The 14,188-nt window shown below is 40.7% G+C and carries 16 protein-coding genes and 2 riboswitches; of the genes, 11 read left to right on the forward strand and 5 right to left on the reverse strand.

The window, feature by feature from the left end; all coding sequences use genetic code 11:
- Positions 1-9 precede the first annotated feature (9 nt).
- Entirely contained in the window at positions 10-699 is a 690-nt protein-coding gene (tenA, locus tag AC1DIV_RS19215) for a thiaminase II (RefSeq protein ID WP_340875433.1), read from the reverse strand.
- A 91-nt stretch (positions 700-790) separates the two neighbouring features.
- Positions 791-895, reverse strand: a riboswitch (TPP riboswitch).
- A 157-nt stretch (positions 896-1,052) separates the two neighbouring features.
- Positions 1,053-1,157: riboswitch (SAM riboswitch) on the forward strand.
- 175 nt (positions 1,158-1,332) lie between these two features.
- Between tenA and AC1DIV_RS19220 the strand changes: the two genes are divergently transcribed.
- Both AC1DIV_RS19220 and AC1DIV_RS19225 read left to right on the forward strand, forming a co-directional pair.
- Positions 1,333-1,521 (forward strand): Fur-regulated basic protein FbpA, encoded by a 189-nt coding sequence (locus tag AC1DIV_RS19220; RefSeq protein WP_034314291.1) that lies wholly within the window; start codon positions 1,333-1,335, stop codon positions 1,519-1,521.
- Positions 1,522-1,770: 249 nt separating this feature from the next.
- Positions 1,771-1,968 carry an aspartyl-phosphate phosphatase Spo0E family protein gene (locus AC1DIV_RS19225; protein WP_340875436.1) on the forward strand — a complete coding sequence of 66 codons (198 nt, stop codon included), beginning with the start codon at positions 1,771-1,773 and terminating at the stop codon, positions 1,966-1,968.
- A 69-nt stretch (positions 1,969-2,037) separates the two neighbouring features.
- Here AC1DIV_RS19225 and AC1DIV_RS19230 read toward each other — a convergent pair whose 3' ends face one another.
- On the reverse strand, positions 2,038-2,544 hold the full coding sequence (locus AC1DIV_RS19230) for a GNAT family N-acetyltransferase (RefSeq protein WP_034314287.1): 507 nt from the start codon (positions 2,542-2,544) through the stop codon (positions 2,038-2,040).
- Positions 2,545-2,732: 188 nt separating this feature from the next.
- Here AC1DIV_RS19230 and AC1DIV_RS19235 point away from each other — a divergent pair, with 188 nt between their 5' ends.
- Positions 2,733-3,434 (forward strand): DUF459 domain-containing protein, encoded by a 702-nt coding sequence (locus tag AC1DIV_RS19235; RefSeq protein WP_048687285.1) that lies wholly within the window; start codon positions 2,733-2,735, stop codon positions 3,432-3,434.
- Positions 3,435-3,476: 42 nt separating this feature from the next.
- Here AC1DIV_RS19235 and AC1DIV_RS19240 read toward each other — a convergent pair whose 3' ends face one another.
- Positions 3,477-4,046 carry an ABC transporter ATP-binding protein gene (locus AC1DIV_RS19240; protein ID WP_340875441.1) on the reverse strand — a complete coding sequence of 190 codons (570 nt, stop codon included), beginning with the start codon at positions 4,044-4,046 and terminating at the stop codon, positions 3,477-3,479.
- Positions 4,047-4,068: 22 nt separating this feature from the next.
- A complete protein-coding gene (locus tag AC1DIV_RS19245; protein WP_340875443.1) occupies positions 4,069-5,301 on the reverse strand; it encodes an ABC transporter ATP-binding protein in 1,233 nt (410 codons plus the stop codon).
- A gap of 183 nt (positions 5,302-5,484) precedes the next feature.
- Between AC1DIV_RS19245 and AC1DIV_RS19250 the strand changes: the two genes are divergently transcribed.
- From AC1DIV_RS19250 to AC1DIV_RS19260, 3 genes are all read left to right on the forward strand, one after another.
- Positions 5,485-5,967 carry a DinB family protein gene (locus AC1DIV_RS19250; protein ID WP_340875445.1) on the forward strand — a complete coding sequence of 161 codons (483 nt, stop codon included), beginning with the start codon at positions 5,485-5,487 and terminating at the stop codon, positions 5,965-5,967.
- Positions 5,968-6,119: 152 nt separating this feature from the next.
- Positions 6,120-6,584: a M15 family metallopeptidase gene (locus AC1DIV_RS19255; RefSeq protein WP_340878478.1), complete on the forward strand. Its 465-nt coding sequence runs from the start codon at positions 6,120-6,122 to the stop codon at positions 6,582-6,584.
- Between the two features lie 131 nt (positions 6,585-6,715).
- On the forward strand, positions 6,716-7,258 hold the full coding sequence (locus AC1DIV_RS19260; protein WP_034314279.1) for an acyl-CoA thioesterase: 543 nt from the start codon (positions 6,716-6,718) through the stop codon (positions 7,256-7,258).
- 102 nt (positions 7,259-7,360) lie between these two features.
- Here AC1DIV_RS19260 and AC1DIV_RS19265 read toward each other — a convergent pair whose 3' ends face one another.
- Complete coding sequence (locus AC1DIV_RS19265) at positions 7,361-7,996, reverse strand: Bax inhibitor-1/YccA family protein (RefSeq protein WP_034314277.1); 636 nt, start codon at positions 7,994-7,996, stop codon at positions 7,361-7,363.
- 494 nt (positions 7,997-8,490) lie between these two features.
- On the opposite strand from AC1DIV_RS19265, the gene AC1DIV_RS19270 reads away from it, so the two are divergent.
- From AC1DIV_RS19270 to opp4A, 5 genes are read left to right on the forward strand one after another with little or no spacing between them, the layout of a single operon-like run.
- On the forward strand, positions 8,491-9,516 hold the full coding sequence (locus AC1DIV_RS19270) for an ABC transporter ATP-binding protein (RefSeq protein WP_251538781.1): 1,026 nt from the start codon (positions 8,491-8,493) through the stop codon (positions 9,514-9,516).
- A complete protein-coding gene (locus AC1DIV_RS19275; protein ID WP_053534228.1) occupies positions 9,494-10,420 on the forward strand; it encodes an ABC transporter ATP-binding protein in 927 nt (308 codons plus the stop codon). Before AC1DIV_RS19270 ends, AC1DIV_RS19275 begins: the two co-directional genes overlap by 23 nt.
- Positions 10,421-10,435: 15 nt before the next feature.
- Positions 10,436-11,401 (forward strand): oligopeptide ABC transporter permease, encoded by a 966-nt coding sequence (gene opp4B, locus AC1DIV_RS19280; RefSeq protein ID WP_340875449.1) that lies wholly within the window; start codon positions 10,436-10,438, stop codon positions 11,399-11,401.
- Between the two features lie 22 nt (positions 11,402-11,423).
- On the forward strand, positions 11,424-12,323 hold the full coding sequence (locus AC1DIV_RS19285; protein WP_034315454.1) for an ABC transporter permease: 900 nt from the start codon (positions 11,424-11,426) through the stop codon (positions 12,321-12,323).
- Between the two features lie 19 nt (positions 12,324-12,342).
- A complete protein-coding gene (opp4A, locus tag AC1DIV_RS19290) occupies positions 12,343-14,106 on the forward strand; it encodes an oligopeptide ABC transporter substrate-binding protein (protein WP_340875452.1) in 1,764 nt (587 codons plus the stop codon).
- Positions 14,107-14,188: the final 82 nt, after the last annotated feature.

The following is a 14,188-nucleotide window of genomic DNA, read 5'->3' on the forward strand; positions in this document are numbered from 1 at the left end:
GTCAACCACCTACAGAGGCCAATCCTGCTCATTTTGAACCATGTCCCAGAATAAATATTCATATCGGGAAGTAACCAAAAAGTGCTTTTCTAATCTAAGAAGTTCCTTTTCAGGCATGCCTTCCGTCAATTCTTCCAACAAAGTGATCAGCCACTTGTGTGCTTCCCCGAATTCAGGAGATGAATAGGACCTTATCCAATCTGCGTAGCGATTGTTTTCCAGTGCTGCTCCATTTTGTTCTTTTAATAGCAAACCGATTTCATAATAATCCCAAGCGCAGGGCAGGAGACAGGCGATCAAGTCTGCCAAAGTCCCATGCTGAGCTGCATTTAGCATGTAACCTGTATAGGCTAGAGTGGTTGGAGTAGGTTCTGTACTTTCCAATTCCTTGGAGCTGATCCCGAATTCGGAAGCATAATGCCGATGAATATCCATTTCCACTTGAAGGGTTTCATTTAAAATGCTCGCAAATTTTGCCATGGTTTCGATGTTATGGGCTTTGATGACACCTAAAGCAAAGAGCTTGGAATAATCCATGAGATAGACATAGTCCTGCTTCAGGTAATAGGCAAATTTCTTTTCAGGAAGTGTACCGTTTCCAATTGCCTGGACAAAGGGATGTGAATGGTTCCTTTTCCAAATCTCTTTTGCCCGTGCATGCAGTCTATCACTGAATGTTTCTAATTTTGTATTCTCCATTGTTCATCCTCCTATAGAATGGCTCCTTTTGTTGAATAAAAAACCCCGTTCCTGAATACGGAACGGGGTAGATGGATATAGTCTGTAAAATGGACGATATCATCCACTTCCCTCCGCCGGTATGAGCCGGTTCAGGTTCAAAGGGTCCGGAACTAATTCCATCTCAGTCTTAAAAAAGACTCCCCTAGTGGTGTGAATTGTATGTAATTACTGACATCATATCAGAAAGACAAGAAAATGCAACCCGTATTTGAAAGAGGAATCACTTTATGTCCAGGAAAAAAGGGAGAACCAGGTAATTGACTTTTGAAGATTATTAGGTTAGAATCATTTCTACATCATTATATATCGAATTCTTATCCAGAGAGGTGGAGGGACTTGGCCCTAAGAAACCTCGGCAGCGGACCCGTTTAGGGAACTGTGCTAAATCCAACAAGCATATGCTTGGAAGATAAGAAGAGCCGTACGGACACTGTCAGCCTCTTCTTAAATTAGAAGGGGCTTTTATTTTTGGGAAATAACGTTTAGTGACATACTAGAAAAGGTATATATAATTTGGTGAAATCAAACAAGTTGATAAAGTTTAGCTAACTAGAAGCAGGCACTAGGACGACTGGGAAAGGAGCCATTTACATGGCAGAATTATTTAAGAGGATTGAACAGAGGAAGGCAAAACTCATTGAAGAGCTATTGGCCAATGGAGTATACAAAACCTCTGATGAAAGGCACCTTTATGATGCCCCATTAAAAGTACTTGAAGATGAATATAAGATTGTTATAAATAGACCTAATAACGAGTCACCTTCTGAATGGATGACATAGTAAACGGAATACAATATTTGGATTTTTGGATAAGGGATATGATGTAAGCATTCGCAGTCTACACTAGTGGATGCTTTTTTTGCGTTTATTAGAAAACGACACAAATTATACATAATTAAATAACAAAATAGGTGTTTTGTCACATTTGACCTATAAAATAACACATTTAATTTCTGAAAAATAGTTGATTTTAACTAGTGGTTTCATTATGATGAAAGTGTAAAAATATTGAATAAATGGGAGGTGACTATGATGCCTTGCCGTAAGGTAACTATAGAAAAAGTAGAAGAGAAGAGACAGGAAATGATAAAGTTGGGAGCGATTTACGGCTTAACAAGTCTGCTGACTGTACAAGCCAGTCAAGAATTGGATACGCTATTGAATACGTTAGCAAGTAAAAGAGATTCTGAATATTTTTCCCTTCAAGAAGCATATAGGTATTTTTAAATTAGCAATTCGACCTGTATTAATCTGAAAAAGCTACTGCTCAAGGCAATAGCTCTAAAGAATTATATATTAAATATCGACACGTTTACCTAGAATGATCAAATCCCGCTCAATGCCATCCATCTCGGCAACTTGAGGTAAATGTGCCCATTCTTCAAACCCGAATTTGGAAAAAAGCTTAAGGCTTGGTGTATTATGGGCGAAAATGAAACCCAATAAAGTCTTAACGCCTAATTTTGGACTCAATTCAATTGCCTTTCGAATCGAAATTTGTCCAATTCCTTTTCCCCGGAAATAATCATCAATGTAAATACTGATTTCGGCAGTGGAATTATATGCCGGTCGGCCATAAAAGGATTGAAAGCTCATCCATCCAGCGGTTTTCCCTTCTATAGTAATGATATATAGCGGTCTACTTTCTGAATGATGTTCCTCAAACCATTTAACCCTCGATTGGACGGATACAGGTTCCGTATCTGCCGTGACCATTCTTGAAGCAATTGTCGAATTATATATTTCAACAATTCTGGGTAGATCAGATAGTTCTGCCTCTCTAAACTCTATGTGTTCTTCCATGATTTAAACTCCTAACTATCATTTATTCAATCTCCAGAATGAAGGGTAATCCCGTTTCCATTGAAAGTTTTATATTATCATACACTCTTTATTCTTTATCTGACAATTCTTTTTTATGTTAGTACTGCAGATTTTTTGGGTATGAAAAAGATTAAATACTTCTAGTAAAAAGACAAGAGGAGAACCAAATGAAAAAATTGGCAGGTATATTGATTATCGTACTGGTTATATGTTTTGCTGCATATGAATTTCAGGCCTCGGAGTCGGAAGATGTGCAAAGGGTCATGGCTTTTGGAGATTCATTAACCTATGGAAAAGGGGATAAGGACGGGGAAGGATATATAGATGGCCTTGAGGATGAATTGAATAATCCGCAATCGGAGCAAAAAGTGAGTTTTTGGAATTACGGTATTAAAGGCCAGGAAACGGATGGGGTGATGAAACAGCTAGATGATTACCGCATTAAAACGAAACTTGATGAAGCCGATACTTTCATTGTTTTTATTGGAACGAATGACTTGATCAATAGTAATGGCGGGAACTTGGAGAAAATAAGTGACCGAAAAATCAATGAGGGTAAACGGGAATATATCAACCATCTGAAAAAAATTACATCAACACTGATAGAGGCAAACGATAAAGCGGATATTCTGGTAGTAGGACTATATAACCCAATTAAAGACAATCAAAAACTTGAAAAGCACATTCGCGATTATAACGAGTCAATAAAGGGATTAGCCGATAAAGGTGAACGGATGTTATTCATTCCTACAAATGATCTTTTTGAAGATGAAAAGAAAACAAAGTATTTCAGTGATAAGTTACATCCGAATGAAAAAGGGTATCAGCTCATTGCGAATCGGGTTTTGGAAAGTTATGACTTCAAATGAAACCAAACATGCACAGAAAGGCTTTCTGTGCATGTTTGCCTGCTAAGTTGCTAGGTAGTTGATATCGCTTAGTTGAGGGAACTGTAAGTCATGGAGCTGCTTGTATCGGCCGTTGTTTTGCATTAACTGGTCATGTGTTCCTTTTTCAAGAACCTGCCCTTTTTCCATAACGATGATTTGATCGGCGTCATGAATGGTCGATAAACGATGTGCAATGACTATTGAAGTCCGTTTTTTCATTAAACGTGACAAGGCTTGCTGGATCAAATGTTCAGATTCTGTATCCAAGGCCGCCGTTGCTTCATCGAGAATGATGATTTGCGGATTTTTCAAAAGTGCCCTGGCAATGGCAATGCGCTGTTTTTGTCCGCCTGAAAGCTTGACTCCGCGCTCCCCGATCTGAGAATCATAACCATCAGGAAAGGCACTGATAAAGTCATGCGCATTTGCAGCTTTGGCGGATTCGATGATTTCATCATCTGTAGCATTAAGTTTGCCATATACGATGTTATCACGGATAGAACCATTGAATAGAATGATATCCTGAGAAACAATTCCCATTTGTCCCCGTAATGATTTCAGTGACACATCTTTGATATTATGTCCATCCATTTTAATCGTTCCATTTTGCGGATCATAAAATCGGATCAGTAGGCTCGTGATGGTCGATTTTCTTTGCGCCGGAGGAGCCGACCAAAGCGGTTACTTGACCAGCTTTCATGGTCAGATTTAGATTGCCGAGAACAGGAACAGTCTCATCATAAGCAAAATCAACACTTTTAAACTCAATTTTCTTTTTTATGGCAGGGAGTTCTATGGCATTTCCCTTGTCACTTATTTCAGGTTGGGTTTCCAATATTTCAGTTATCCGCTCAAAGGCGGCGGCTGATTGCTGGACAATGCTGATTACCCGGCTAAAATTGCGAACGGGACTCTGCAGCAACCTCAAATAGGCTAGAAAGGCCACGATTAATCCTATTGTGAATTCACCTTCCATCACTTGCCAAGCACCGAACACAATGACTGCTACAAGACCGATATTGTTCAATAAATCAATAATCGGCCCGAACATGGAACGCAGCCGAACGGACTTAAGGTTTGCAGTCATATTTTCCTGATTACGCTCCGCAAACCGTCTTGATTCGAATTCTTCATTTGTAAAAGATTGAATGAGCCGCATTCCTGAAATCGAATCCTGTAACTGGTTGCTGACATCTCCTGCGGAACTTTGCACAGACATAAATGACATCCTGATGCGTTTCCCGAATACCCTTGTGATATAGAACATGAAAGGGAATGTAATTAGAAGGACAATGGTAAGCTTCCAGTTAATGAAAAGCATATATACCGCTACGGCAATGAAGGTCACCGTGTCAGTCAACACTTGAAGCATGCTCGAAGAGATGAGCTGCTGCAGTAAATTGACATCATTGGTCAACCGCGACATTAAGTCACCAGTCCGGTTTTTATCAAAGAATTTCATATCCAGTGTTTGAATATGTTCATACATGCTATTACGTATATCCATGATGGCCTTTTGACCGACCTTGGAAACGATATAGCTGTTAAAGTAGTTCAGTATAGCCAATAAGATTGCAGCACAAAGAATTCCTGCACCAATCCAGATCAACGAGTCATATCTTTTTTCGGGAATGATTTTATCAATCGTAAACTGTGTCAATTGGGGGATGGAGAACTCAAGCAATGAAATGAAAAGCATGATACATAAAACCAAAGAGCAAAACTTCCATTTCGATGGGACCCGGTTGAACATTTGTTTAAGCATCAACCATATGCTTCCTTTTGAGGGTATTGCATGTATTGCACTGCGCCCTTTGTGGCTGAATGGAATATGTCCTCCACTCATAACGATCACTCCTATTTTACTGTCCTAGATGATTTTTGCCTTTATGACTATCATAGAGCTTTTCGAAAAATAGACAACTTTTAATCGGTTCGTTCTGTCAAAAAGTATTATTATTTTACACTTTCCTATAGGACATGGAATAATTAAAGGAGATTAGCGAGGCTGATAAGAGGAGGTGCTAAAATGAATGAAAATGAAAAAATCAGGGAAGAACTTTTAAATGCGGTCAACGGACTATCGGATGAACAGCTGAACGCCCAACCTGAAACAGGAAGATGGAGCATCATCCAGGTTTTGGATCATTTATATTTAATGGAGAGCGCCATAACAAAGAGCATTTCCGATAAATTGAAGAGCGATGAAAGCATTGCTGCTGTGGATAAACCGATAGAACTTACGTTAAATCGTGAAGTGAAGGTCGAGGCCCCGCCATTTGTCACTCCGTCGGAATCATACCAAACTTTGAGTGAAGTTAAGGAGAAGTTGTCCGAATCCCGAAAAGCTTTTGTACATGTCGTTGACCATGCAAAGGAAATTGATCTCGAACAAAAGTCTTTTCCGCATCCTTTGTTCAAAGATTTAAGCCTGAAGCAATGGATTCCGTTCGTGGGACTGCATGAAAAACGGCATTTATTGCAAATTGAAGAATTAAAAGCAAAGTTATAATAGAAGAAAAACTCATCCGTCTTTGGTTGAGTTTTTCATTTTAGACAGATATTTTCGTAAAGGGAAGGATTTTTTAAGTGAAAGCCACTTGGGTAAGGACATGTTTGGTATTGGGCTTTTTCGGATTGCTGCTGTGGCTCTTGTTCAAGTATATGCTTCCGCCTGATCTAGACGAAATCGAACTGACTGACGAGCTGAATCCGATCGTCGCCGAAAAAAAAGACGAGCTCATTCAACTGGCTAAGGACAAAGGCATCCCGGTAATCATTACGGCCGGATTCCGGTCTTTAGCCGAGCAAAATGAACTCTATGAAAAGGGCCGATCAGACCCGGGCAACATCGTAACGAATGCAAGAGGTGGCGAGTCGCTGCATAATTTCGGTTTGGCGATAGATTTTGCCCTCCTTAACAAAGAAGGCGAGGCCATTTGGGATATGAGTTATGACGGTAACGATAATGGAAAGTCGGATTGGATGGAAGTCGTTACAATCGCTAAAGGGTTAGGTTTCGATTGGGGAGGGGATTGGGCAGGGTTCAAGGATTATCCGCATTTACAAATGACATTTGGCTTAAGTCTGCATGAGCTGCAGCAAGGCAAGCAGCCAAAAGGGCAGTGAAAGTGGTTGGCTTCATTATAAGCCGCATAATTTTGACTAATAGCAGGAAAATAAGCATGTGAATTGCTTTACAGGTAAGAATTCGATAAAGTGAACTAGTGAGAAATCAGACATAAAGGAGTGCAGTCACCATGGAAGAAACAAAAAATTGCCGGGACTCTTTGGTCATAAAAACAAGCCTTGTCCTCCCGCCGGATACAAATAATATTGGTACGATGTTCGGAGGCAAATTAATGGCATACATTGATGATGTAGCGGCTATATCAGCCATGCGTCATGCGCGAAGCAACGTCGTTACGGCATCAACTGATTCCGTAGATTTCCTGCACCCTATTCACGAAGGAAATGCAGTTTGCCTTGAAAGCTTCGTGACTTATACGGGCAGAACATCAATGGAAATCATCGTAAAGGTGATTGCAGAGGATTTAGTTACAGGAGCCCGAAATTTATGCGTCATTTCCTTCCTGACATTTGTTGCCATTAATGAAGAAGGTAAACCAATTCCTGTTCCGCGTTTGGTTCCGGAAACGGAGATGGAAATGAATTTAAATGAATCAGCAAAACAACGGGCCCAAATAAGGAAAAAAAGAAGGGAAGATACACAGTTCATTGCAAGTACTTTCGGTGTGAAACTGCCTTGGACCGATCAATCAAATCCAGGATTATATAAATAAGATAGGCATCCCTTCAGCCGTTCTTATTGATGATCGAGACATTAAGTGAAAAGACGCTTGGATAAATCCAAGCGTCTTTTTTATGGTACCTTGTTAGGTCTTTTAGTCATCGCTTGCTAAAATACCAAAGAAGCGCAAGATGTTAATGAATAGGTTAATGAAATCAAGATATAGATTCAAAGCCATGAGCGGTACTTCTTCGGCTGTTACCCCGTAATGCTTCATTCGATTGAAATCATATAAAATATAACCGCTGAAAACTAAAATCCCTATAAATGAAAAGACCAGCATGGCTGTAGAGCTTAATGGAAAGAAAATGTTGAAAATGCTAATGACGACTAAAGCTAGCAAGGCCGCAAATAACATTCCCCCCAAGAATGAAAGGTCCCTTTTGGTGGTTGTGGCATAAACCGCCAGTCCTCCAAATACGACTGTTGTCGTAACACCTGCCAAGATCACCACATTTGCCCCGGCAGCGGCTAGGTAGTGGGCAATGATCGGATAGGTTGTAATTCCAGAAATCAACGTGAAAATATACAAAAATGTGTAACCGATGGCTTTTTTCCTTCGCAATATGAATGCTCCAATCAACATGGCGATCTCAAGTATCGCCAAGGGAAGAAACAAGGATGGCGGAACAAGAGTGCCGAGAGCCATACCTAAAACGGAAACGGCAAGAGATAAAGCGAACGTCCGCATGACGGACGGCATATATGTTTGTACAGTTTGTGAATACATTCAATCACCCCATCATTTATTTTCTACCGTTTTCTACGAATCTGTTTTAAAAAGGTTTCATTGCATACAATGAAAATTTGGTGTTTTTTTAAAAGTATTGAAATATATATGAAGTAATTACCTTTTCTATGATATTCTTACAAATATACTAATTTTTCTGAAATATTAAAATACTTTAAACGGAACCATTCCGCGGTAAGTAAAACGATAAGCTCAATAAATAGGCATAAACTTCAAAAAAAGCTATCTCGAAATAATAAATTCGAAATTATTGATTCTATATATTTAATCGGACTTCAAAACTTTACTGTATAACAGTTATAAAGGAAACGTTTTTATGTTGCAGAAAATTATTCCTGAAGTTATAAAATATGAAAAAAATGTGATTATTTTCTATAAAAACTATTGTATAATTGTAAAAAAATGATTAAAATTTTAAATAATTATCAGAAGATTAATTATTTTCCCGATAAAATAGTTTAGGGGGAGCAAGGATGAAGAAAGCTATTTTGCAAATAGAAAACCTAACTACCTCATTTCGAATCGGTAACAAATATCATGCAGCGGTGGATGATGTTTCGTTTACGGTGAATGAAAATGAAATTGTAGCAGTTGTTGGAGAATCAGGATGTGGAAAGAGTGCATTGGCCTTATCCATCATGCAATTACATAATAAGCAGAGAACGAAATCCGAAGGAAACATCAATTATAAAGGCCAAAATCTTCTAAAGTTGAATGATGTGCAAATGAATAAAGTCCGTGGTAAGGAATTGGGTATGATATTCCAGGAACCTTTAACGGCTTTGAACCCGCTCATGACCATTGGAAAACAGATCGAGGAGAATCTTGATTACCATACAGAACTCTCCAGTGCTGAAAAAAAGAACAGGACGATCGAACTTTTGACACAAGTGGGAATTCCATACCCTGAACGGACGTACAAGCAATATCCGCATGAGCTCTCGGGCGGAATGCGGCAAAGGGCAATGATCTCGATTGCCATTGCTTGCAACCCTGCACTGGTCATCGCCGATGAACCCACGACGGCATTGGATGTTACGATCCAAGCGCAAATACTTGATCTGCTGAAGGATATCCAAAGCAGGACAAAAATGGGGATCATCTTAATTACACATGATCTGAGCGTAGTAGCAGAGGTCGCTGACAGGATCGTTGTCATGTATGCAGGTCAGGTAGTGGAAACGGGAAGTGTTAAAGAGATATTCAACAATCCGCTGCATCCATATACAAGGTCGTTATTGAATTCGATTCCTTCGGCCGCAAACGAGAAAAACCGTTTGCATGTCATCGAGGGAATCGTTCCATCGATAGCCAAAATGGATCGGATCGGATGCCGCTTCCAAGATAGGATTCCTTGGATACCAAAACATGCGCATGAAGAGACACCCCGGCTTCACGAAGTGGGCAACGGTCATTTTGTCCGCTGTACCTGCTATAAAGCATTCTATTTTCAAGTAGAAGGAGATGCATCGGCTCATGACATTACTAAAATTAGATAATTTAAAAGTGCATTTTCCAATAAGGGGCGGTTTTTTTCGAAGGGTGGTCGATCATGTAAAGGCCGTGGACGGTGTTTCCTTTGAGTTGCAGCAAGGGGAAACATATGGTTTGGTCGGGGAATCCGGAAGCGGCAAGTCCACGACAGGCAAGGCAGTGGTCAAACTGAATGAGGTGACATCCGGACAAATCCTGTTTGAAGGCAGGGATTTGGCATCTTTAAGTAGAAGAGAAATTAAACCGTTCAGAAAAGATATCCAAATGATTTTCCAAGACCCGTATTCATCATTGAATCCCAAGAAGAGGGTACTTGACATAATTGCCGAACCGCTGAGGAACTTCGAACGGTTATCCCCTTCAGAGGAAAAGAAAATCGTACAGGACTTCTTGGACAAAGTCGGACTGAGTCCGGAATCGATCCACAAGTATCCTCATGAATTTTCTGGAGGGCAGCGCCAGCGAATCGGGATTGCCCGATCATTGACATTGAAGCCTAAACTGATCATTGCGGATGAACCGGTGTCAGCACTGGATGTTTCCGTTCAGGCACAAGTGTTGAATTTTCTTCAGGATCTCCAACAGGAGTTCAATTTGACTTATTTATTTGTCGGGCATGATTTAGGTGTAATCCGGCATATGTGTGACCGGATGGGTGTTATGTATCGTGGTAGATTGGTAGAGGAAGGAAAAAGCGAGGAAATCTATGAAAATCCCCAACATATATACACGAAGCGCCTGATTGCCGCCATTCCTGATTTAGAGCCGGAAGTTCGTGAAGATAAAGTGCAGCTTAGAAAAAAACTCACCTCGGAATATGAGTCTACCTACTCAAAATATTTCGATGAGAATGGACGTGCTTACGATTTGAAGCCGATCTCATCGACACATAGAGTCGCATTACAATAAGGAGGTGGAAGGAATATGTGGAAATTTATCCTAAGACGATTATTAGTTATGATCCCGCAGCTCTTTTTATTGAGCATCATCGTTTTCATGATGGCAAAGGCAATGCCAGGGGATGCCCTGTCCGGCCAGGAAATAAACCCTAGGGCCAATCCGGCAGAGCTTGATAGGATCAGGGAAGAACTGGGTTTGAATGACCCTTGGTACCAACAATATATAAGGTGGGCATCCAATGCAGTACAGGGGGATTTCGGTGTTTCCTATACACATAAGACGCCCGTTATGGATGTGATCGAAGACAGGCTTTGGAATACGGTGTTCCTGGCGTTGGTCACGCTGATCTTTACATATATGCTTGCGATACCATTAGGCATACTTAGCGGAAGGTATAACGATACCTGGGTGGATAAAACCGTTACGGGTTATAGCTATGTAGGGTTTGGCACCCCGATTTTCATTTTTGCTTTAATCATGTTATTCGTTTTCGGATTTGCCCTGGATTGGTTCCCGTCTGGAGGCAGTGTCGATTCAAAGGTGGATGAAGGAACATTCGCCTATGTTGTAAGCAAGATCAATCATTTGATTTTACCAGCTTTAAGTACAGCTTTAATTGCAACCACCAGTACGATCCAATATTTGCGAAATGAAATCATCGATAATAAAATCAAGGATTTCGTAAGGACAGCGCGTTCGAAGGGAGTGCCCGAATCAAAAGTGTATTCACGGCATATCCTAAGAAATTCCTTTTTACCGATAGCAGCATTCTTAGGTTATGAAATTACTGGATTGGTCGGCGGCGCGGTCATAATCGAGACCATTTTCAGTTATCCGGGACTGGGGCAGCTTTTCCTTAGTTCAGTAAGTCTGCGGGATTTCAGTGTTGTCACAGCCATCGTCATGATGACGGGATTTGCCACTCTGCTTGGCACTCTTCTTTCGGACATCATACTTAGTGCGGTCGATCCGCGTATACGGATAGAATAGGAGCGGGGTGAGTCGTATGGAAATGAAAGTAGAAACCGGAAAGAACATACAAGTTAACGATGTGAGCCCTTCAGGAATGAAAATCATCTGGCAGGAAATCAAAAAAGATAAACTTGCCATGGGCTCATTGATTATATTAGCAGCCATATTGCTTTTTGTTTACGGTGCGTCGTTCTTCATGGATGCCAAGGAAATAGCCAAAGTCGATTTTCTCTCCATTTATATGGAACCATCCTCAGACTATTGGCTTGGAACCGATTATGGCGGCCGGGATGTATTCGGACAACTGATAATAGGTACCAGAAATTCATTCACGATCAGTTTATTCATTACATTATTCACGGCTATCATCGGTTTATCTTTAGGACTTCTTGCCGGTTACTTTGGCGGGGCAACCGATAATGTGATCATGCGTGTTATCGATTTCGTGATTGCCCTGCCGCAATTGATGTTCATCATCGTTGTGGTCACGATTGTACCGATCTTCAATGTATATGTTTTCATTTTAATCATGACGATGTTTTTATGGACAGGAAAGGCACGGCTGATTCGTTCAAAGGCTTTGTCTGAGCGTGAGCTGGATTATATTCATGCCTCACAGACTCTCGGGACGCCACATTGGAAAATCATCCTGTTTCAGCTTCTGCCCAATGTCAGTTCATTGATCATCGTTAACTTCATTTTGAACCTTGCTGGCAATATTGGCTTAGAATCCAGTTTGACTTTCTTAGGGTTCGGCCTTCCGGAGAGCACCCCGAGTTTAGGGACGCTCATCAGTTATGCTCGAAATCCAGATGTTCTGGAAAACAAGTGGTGGATATGGGTACCCGCATCACTCATGATTTTAGTGTTGATGCTGAGTATAAATTTCGTTGGTCAAGCGTTAAAACGCGCAGCCGATGCAAGACAAAGAAGAGGATAATAAAAGGGGAGTGTATGATATGAAAATCAAAAGCTACAGTAAGGTATTAAGTGCATTGGCCATTTCGTCTCTACTGCTTGCTGCATGTTCGAATGATACGGAGAAATCGTCAACGAAAGAGAAAAAAGGGAAAGATGTCGAACAGGTCGATACCTCTAAATTCCCGACAAAGACGACAAATCAAGGAGAGCCGATTGAAGGCGGCCATTTGACATATGGTTTGGTATCAGATACCCCATTTGAAGGGATATTAAACAAGGTTTTCTATCAAGGTGAACCCGATAACCAAGTTATCACATTCTTTGATGAGGATTTATTGGATACAGACGAAAACTATGTTTTCACGAATGAAGGTGCCGCTTCCTATGAGATATCGGACGATCATAAAACGGTCACGCTGACGATTAAGGATAATGTAAATTGGCATGATGGAAAGCCTGTGACAGGCGCCGATTTGGAATATGCATATCTTGTCATGGGAAGCAAAGATTACAAAGGTGTCCGCTATGATGAGCAAATGGCTTTAATCGAGGGTATGGAAGAGTATCATGAAGGGAAAGCGGATAAGATTTCAGGCATTAAAGTCGATGACAAGAAAATCACTTTCACTTTCAAAAAAGCGAACCCGTCCGTCACGACCGGATTATGGACATACCCGCTTCATAAAGAATACTTAAAAGATGTTCCGATTGCGGATTTGGAATCTTCTGATAAAATCCGTAAAAATCCGATTGGGTTTGGACCATTCAAAGTGAAGAAAATCGTTCAAGGGGAAGCGGTCGAATTCGAAGCGAATAAAGATTATTACCGCGGTGAACCTAAATTGGACAGTGTCACATTGAAAGTCGTGAATCCGTCTGTTGTCGTCAAGTCACTTGAAAATGGTGACCTCGATGTAGCAGAGGTCCTGGCGGAGCAATATGAGCAAGCCAAGGAATTGGATAATGTCGAATTATTGGGGAAAGTTGAATTGGCTTATTCCTATATTGGTTTCAATTTTGGCTACTATGATAAAGAAAAAGAAGAAAATATTATGGATGAGAATCCGAAATTCGGAGACAAACGCCTTCGTCAGGCGATGGCATATGCCATCAATAATGAAGAAGTGGGCGAAAAAATGTACAAGGGCCTTCGCTTCCCTGCCAACTCTGTCATTACCCCGAACTTTAAATATAACAATAAAGATTTAAAAGCATATGAATATAATCCTGAAAAGGCTAAGGAACTTTTGGATGAAGCAGGGTTTGTAGATACGAATAACGATGGCATTCGTGAGGATGCTGATGGAAAAGAGTTCAAAATCAACTTTGCTTCCATGAGCGGTTCCGATGTTTCTGAGCCACTGGCAAGATATTATATCCAGCAATGGGAACAAGTAGGGTTGGACGTCGAATTGCAGGACGGAAGGCTGCATGAGTTCAATTCATTCTACGACCTGCTGAAAAAGGATAATGACGAAGTTGATGTTTATTCAGCAGCATGGGGCGTCGCTTCCGATCCGGATCCATCAGGAATATGGTCCAGGTCTGCTGAATTTAACTATACCCGCTGGGTGAGTGAAAAAAATGATGAGCTTCTTGCTAAAGGGATTTCAGAGGAAGCCTTCGATGATCAATATCGAATCGATACGTATAATGAGTGGCAAGAATTGATTCATGAAGAGGTTCCGGTCATTCCGACATTATTCCGTTATCAATTGGCTGGAGTGAATGAACGCGTTACAGGTTACGATTATCTCGCAGGCCGTCAATATCAATGGCATAATGTCGGGGTAACGAAATAATTTAAGAAGACTATCGGCTGCCTTTATGGCGGTCGATTTTTTTTGCGTTTCAATGAAGTGGATAAAGGTTATATAGATAATA

This window comes from Peribacillus sp. 05N428 (assembly GCF_056397085.1).

Bases quoted from the DNA above. Each gene is read 5' to 3' on its own strand.
- AC1DIV_RS19255 (WP_340878478.1), top strand. From the start codon at position 6,120: ATGCTTCCGCCTGATCTAGACGAAATCGAACTGACTGACGAGCTGAAT.
- AC1DIV_RS19225 (WP_340875436.1), top strand. From the start codon at position 1,771: ATGATGCCTTGCCGTAAGGTAACTATAGAAAAAGTAGAAGAGAAGAGA.
- AC1DIV_RS19285 (WP_034315454.1), top strand. From the start codon at position 11,424: ATGAAAGTAGAAACCGGAAAGAACATACAAGTTAACGATGTGAGCCCT.
- tenA (WP_340875433.1), bottom strand. From the start codon at position 699: ATGGAGAATACAAAATTAGAAACATTCAGTGATAGACTGCATGCACGG.
- AC1DIV_RS19265 (WP_034314277.1), bottom strand. From the start codon at position 7,996: ATGTATTCACAAACTGTACAAACATATATGCCGTCCGTCATGCGGACG.
- opp4B (WP_340875449.1), top strand. From the start codon at position 10,436: ATGTGGAAATTTATCCTAAGACGATTATTAGTTATGATCCCGCAGCTC.
- AC1DIV_RS19275 (WP_053534228.1), top strand. From the start codon at position 9,494: ATGACATTACTAAAATTAGATAATTTAAAAGTGCATTTTCCAATAAGG.
- AC1DIV_RS19245 (WP_340875443.1), bottom strand. From the start codon at position 5,301: ATGAGTGGAGGACATATTCCATTCAGCCACAAAGGGCGCAGTGCAATA.
- opp4A (WP_340875452.1), top strand. From the start codon at position 12,343: ATGAAAATCAAAAGCTACAGTAAGGTATTAAGTGCATTGGCCATTTCG.
- AC1DIV_RS19270 (WP_251538781.1), top strand. From the start codon at position 8,491: ATGAAGAAAGCTATTTTGCAAATAGAAAACCTAACTACCTCATTTCGA.
- AC1DIV_RS19240 (WP_340875441.1), bottom strand. From the start codon at position 4,046: ATGGATGGACATAATATCAAAGATGTGTCACTGAAATCATTACGGGGA.
- AC1DIV_RS19260 (WP_034314279.1), top strand. From the start codon at position 6,716: ATGGAAGAAACAAAAAATTGCCGGGACTCTTTGGTCATAAAAACAAGC.
- AC1DIV_RS19235 (WP_048687285.1), top strand. From the start codon at position 2,733: ATGAAAAAATTGGCAGGTATATTGATTATCGTACTGGTTATATGTTTT.
- AC1DIV_RS19230 (WP_034314287.1), bottom strand. From the start codon at position 2,544: ATGGAAGAACACATAGAGTTTAGAGAGGCAGAACTATCTGATCTACCC.
- AC1DIV_RS19250 (WP_340875445.1), top strand. From the start codon at position 5,485: ATGAATGAAAATGAAAAAATCAGGGAAGAACTTTTAAATGCGGTCAAC.
- AC1DIV_RS19220 (WP_034314291.1), top strand. From the start codon at position 1,333: ATGGCAGAATTATTTAAGAGGATTGAACAGAGGAAGGCAAAACTCATT.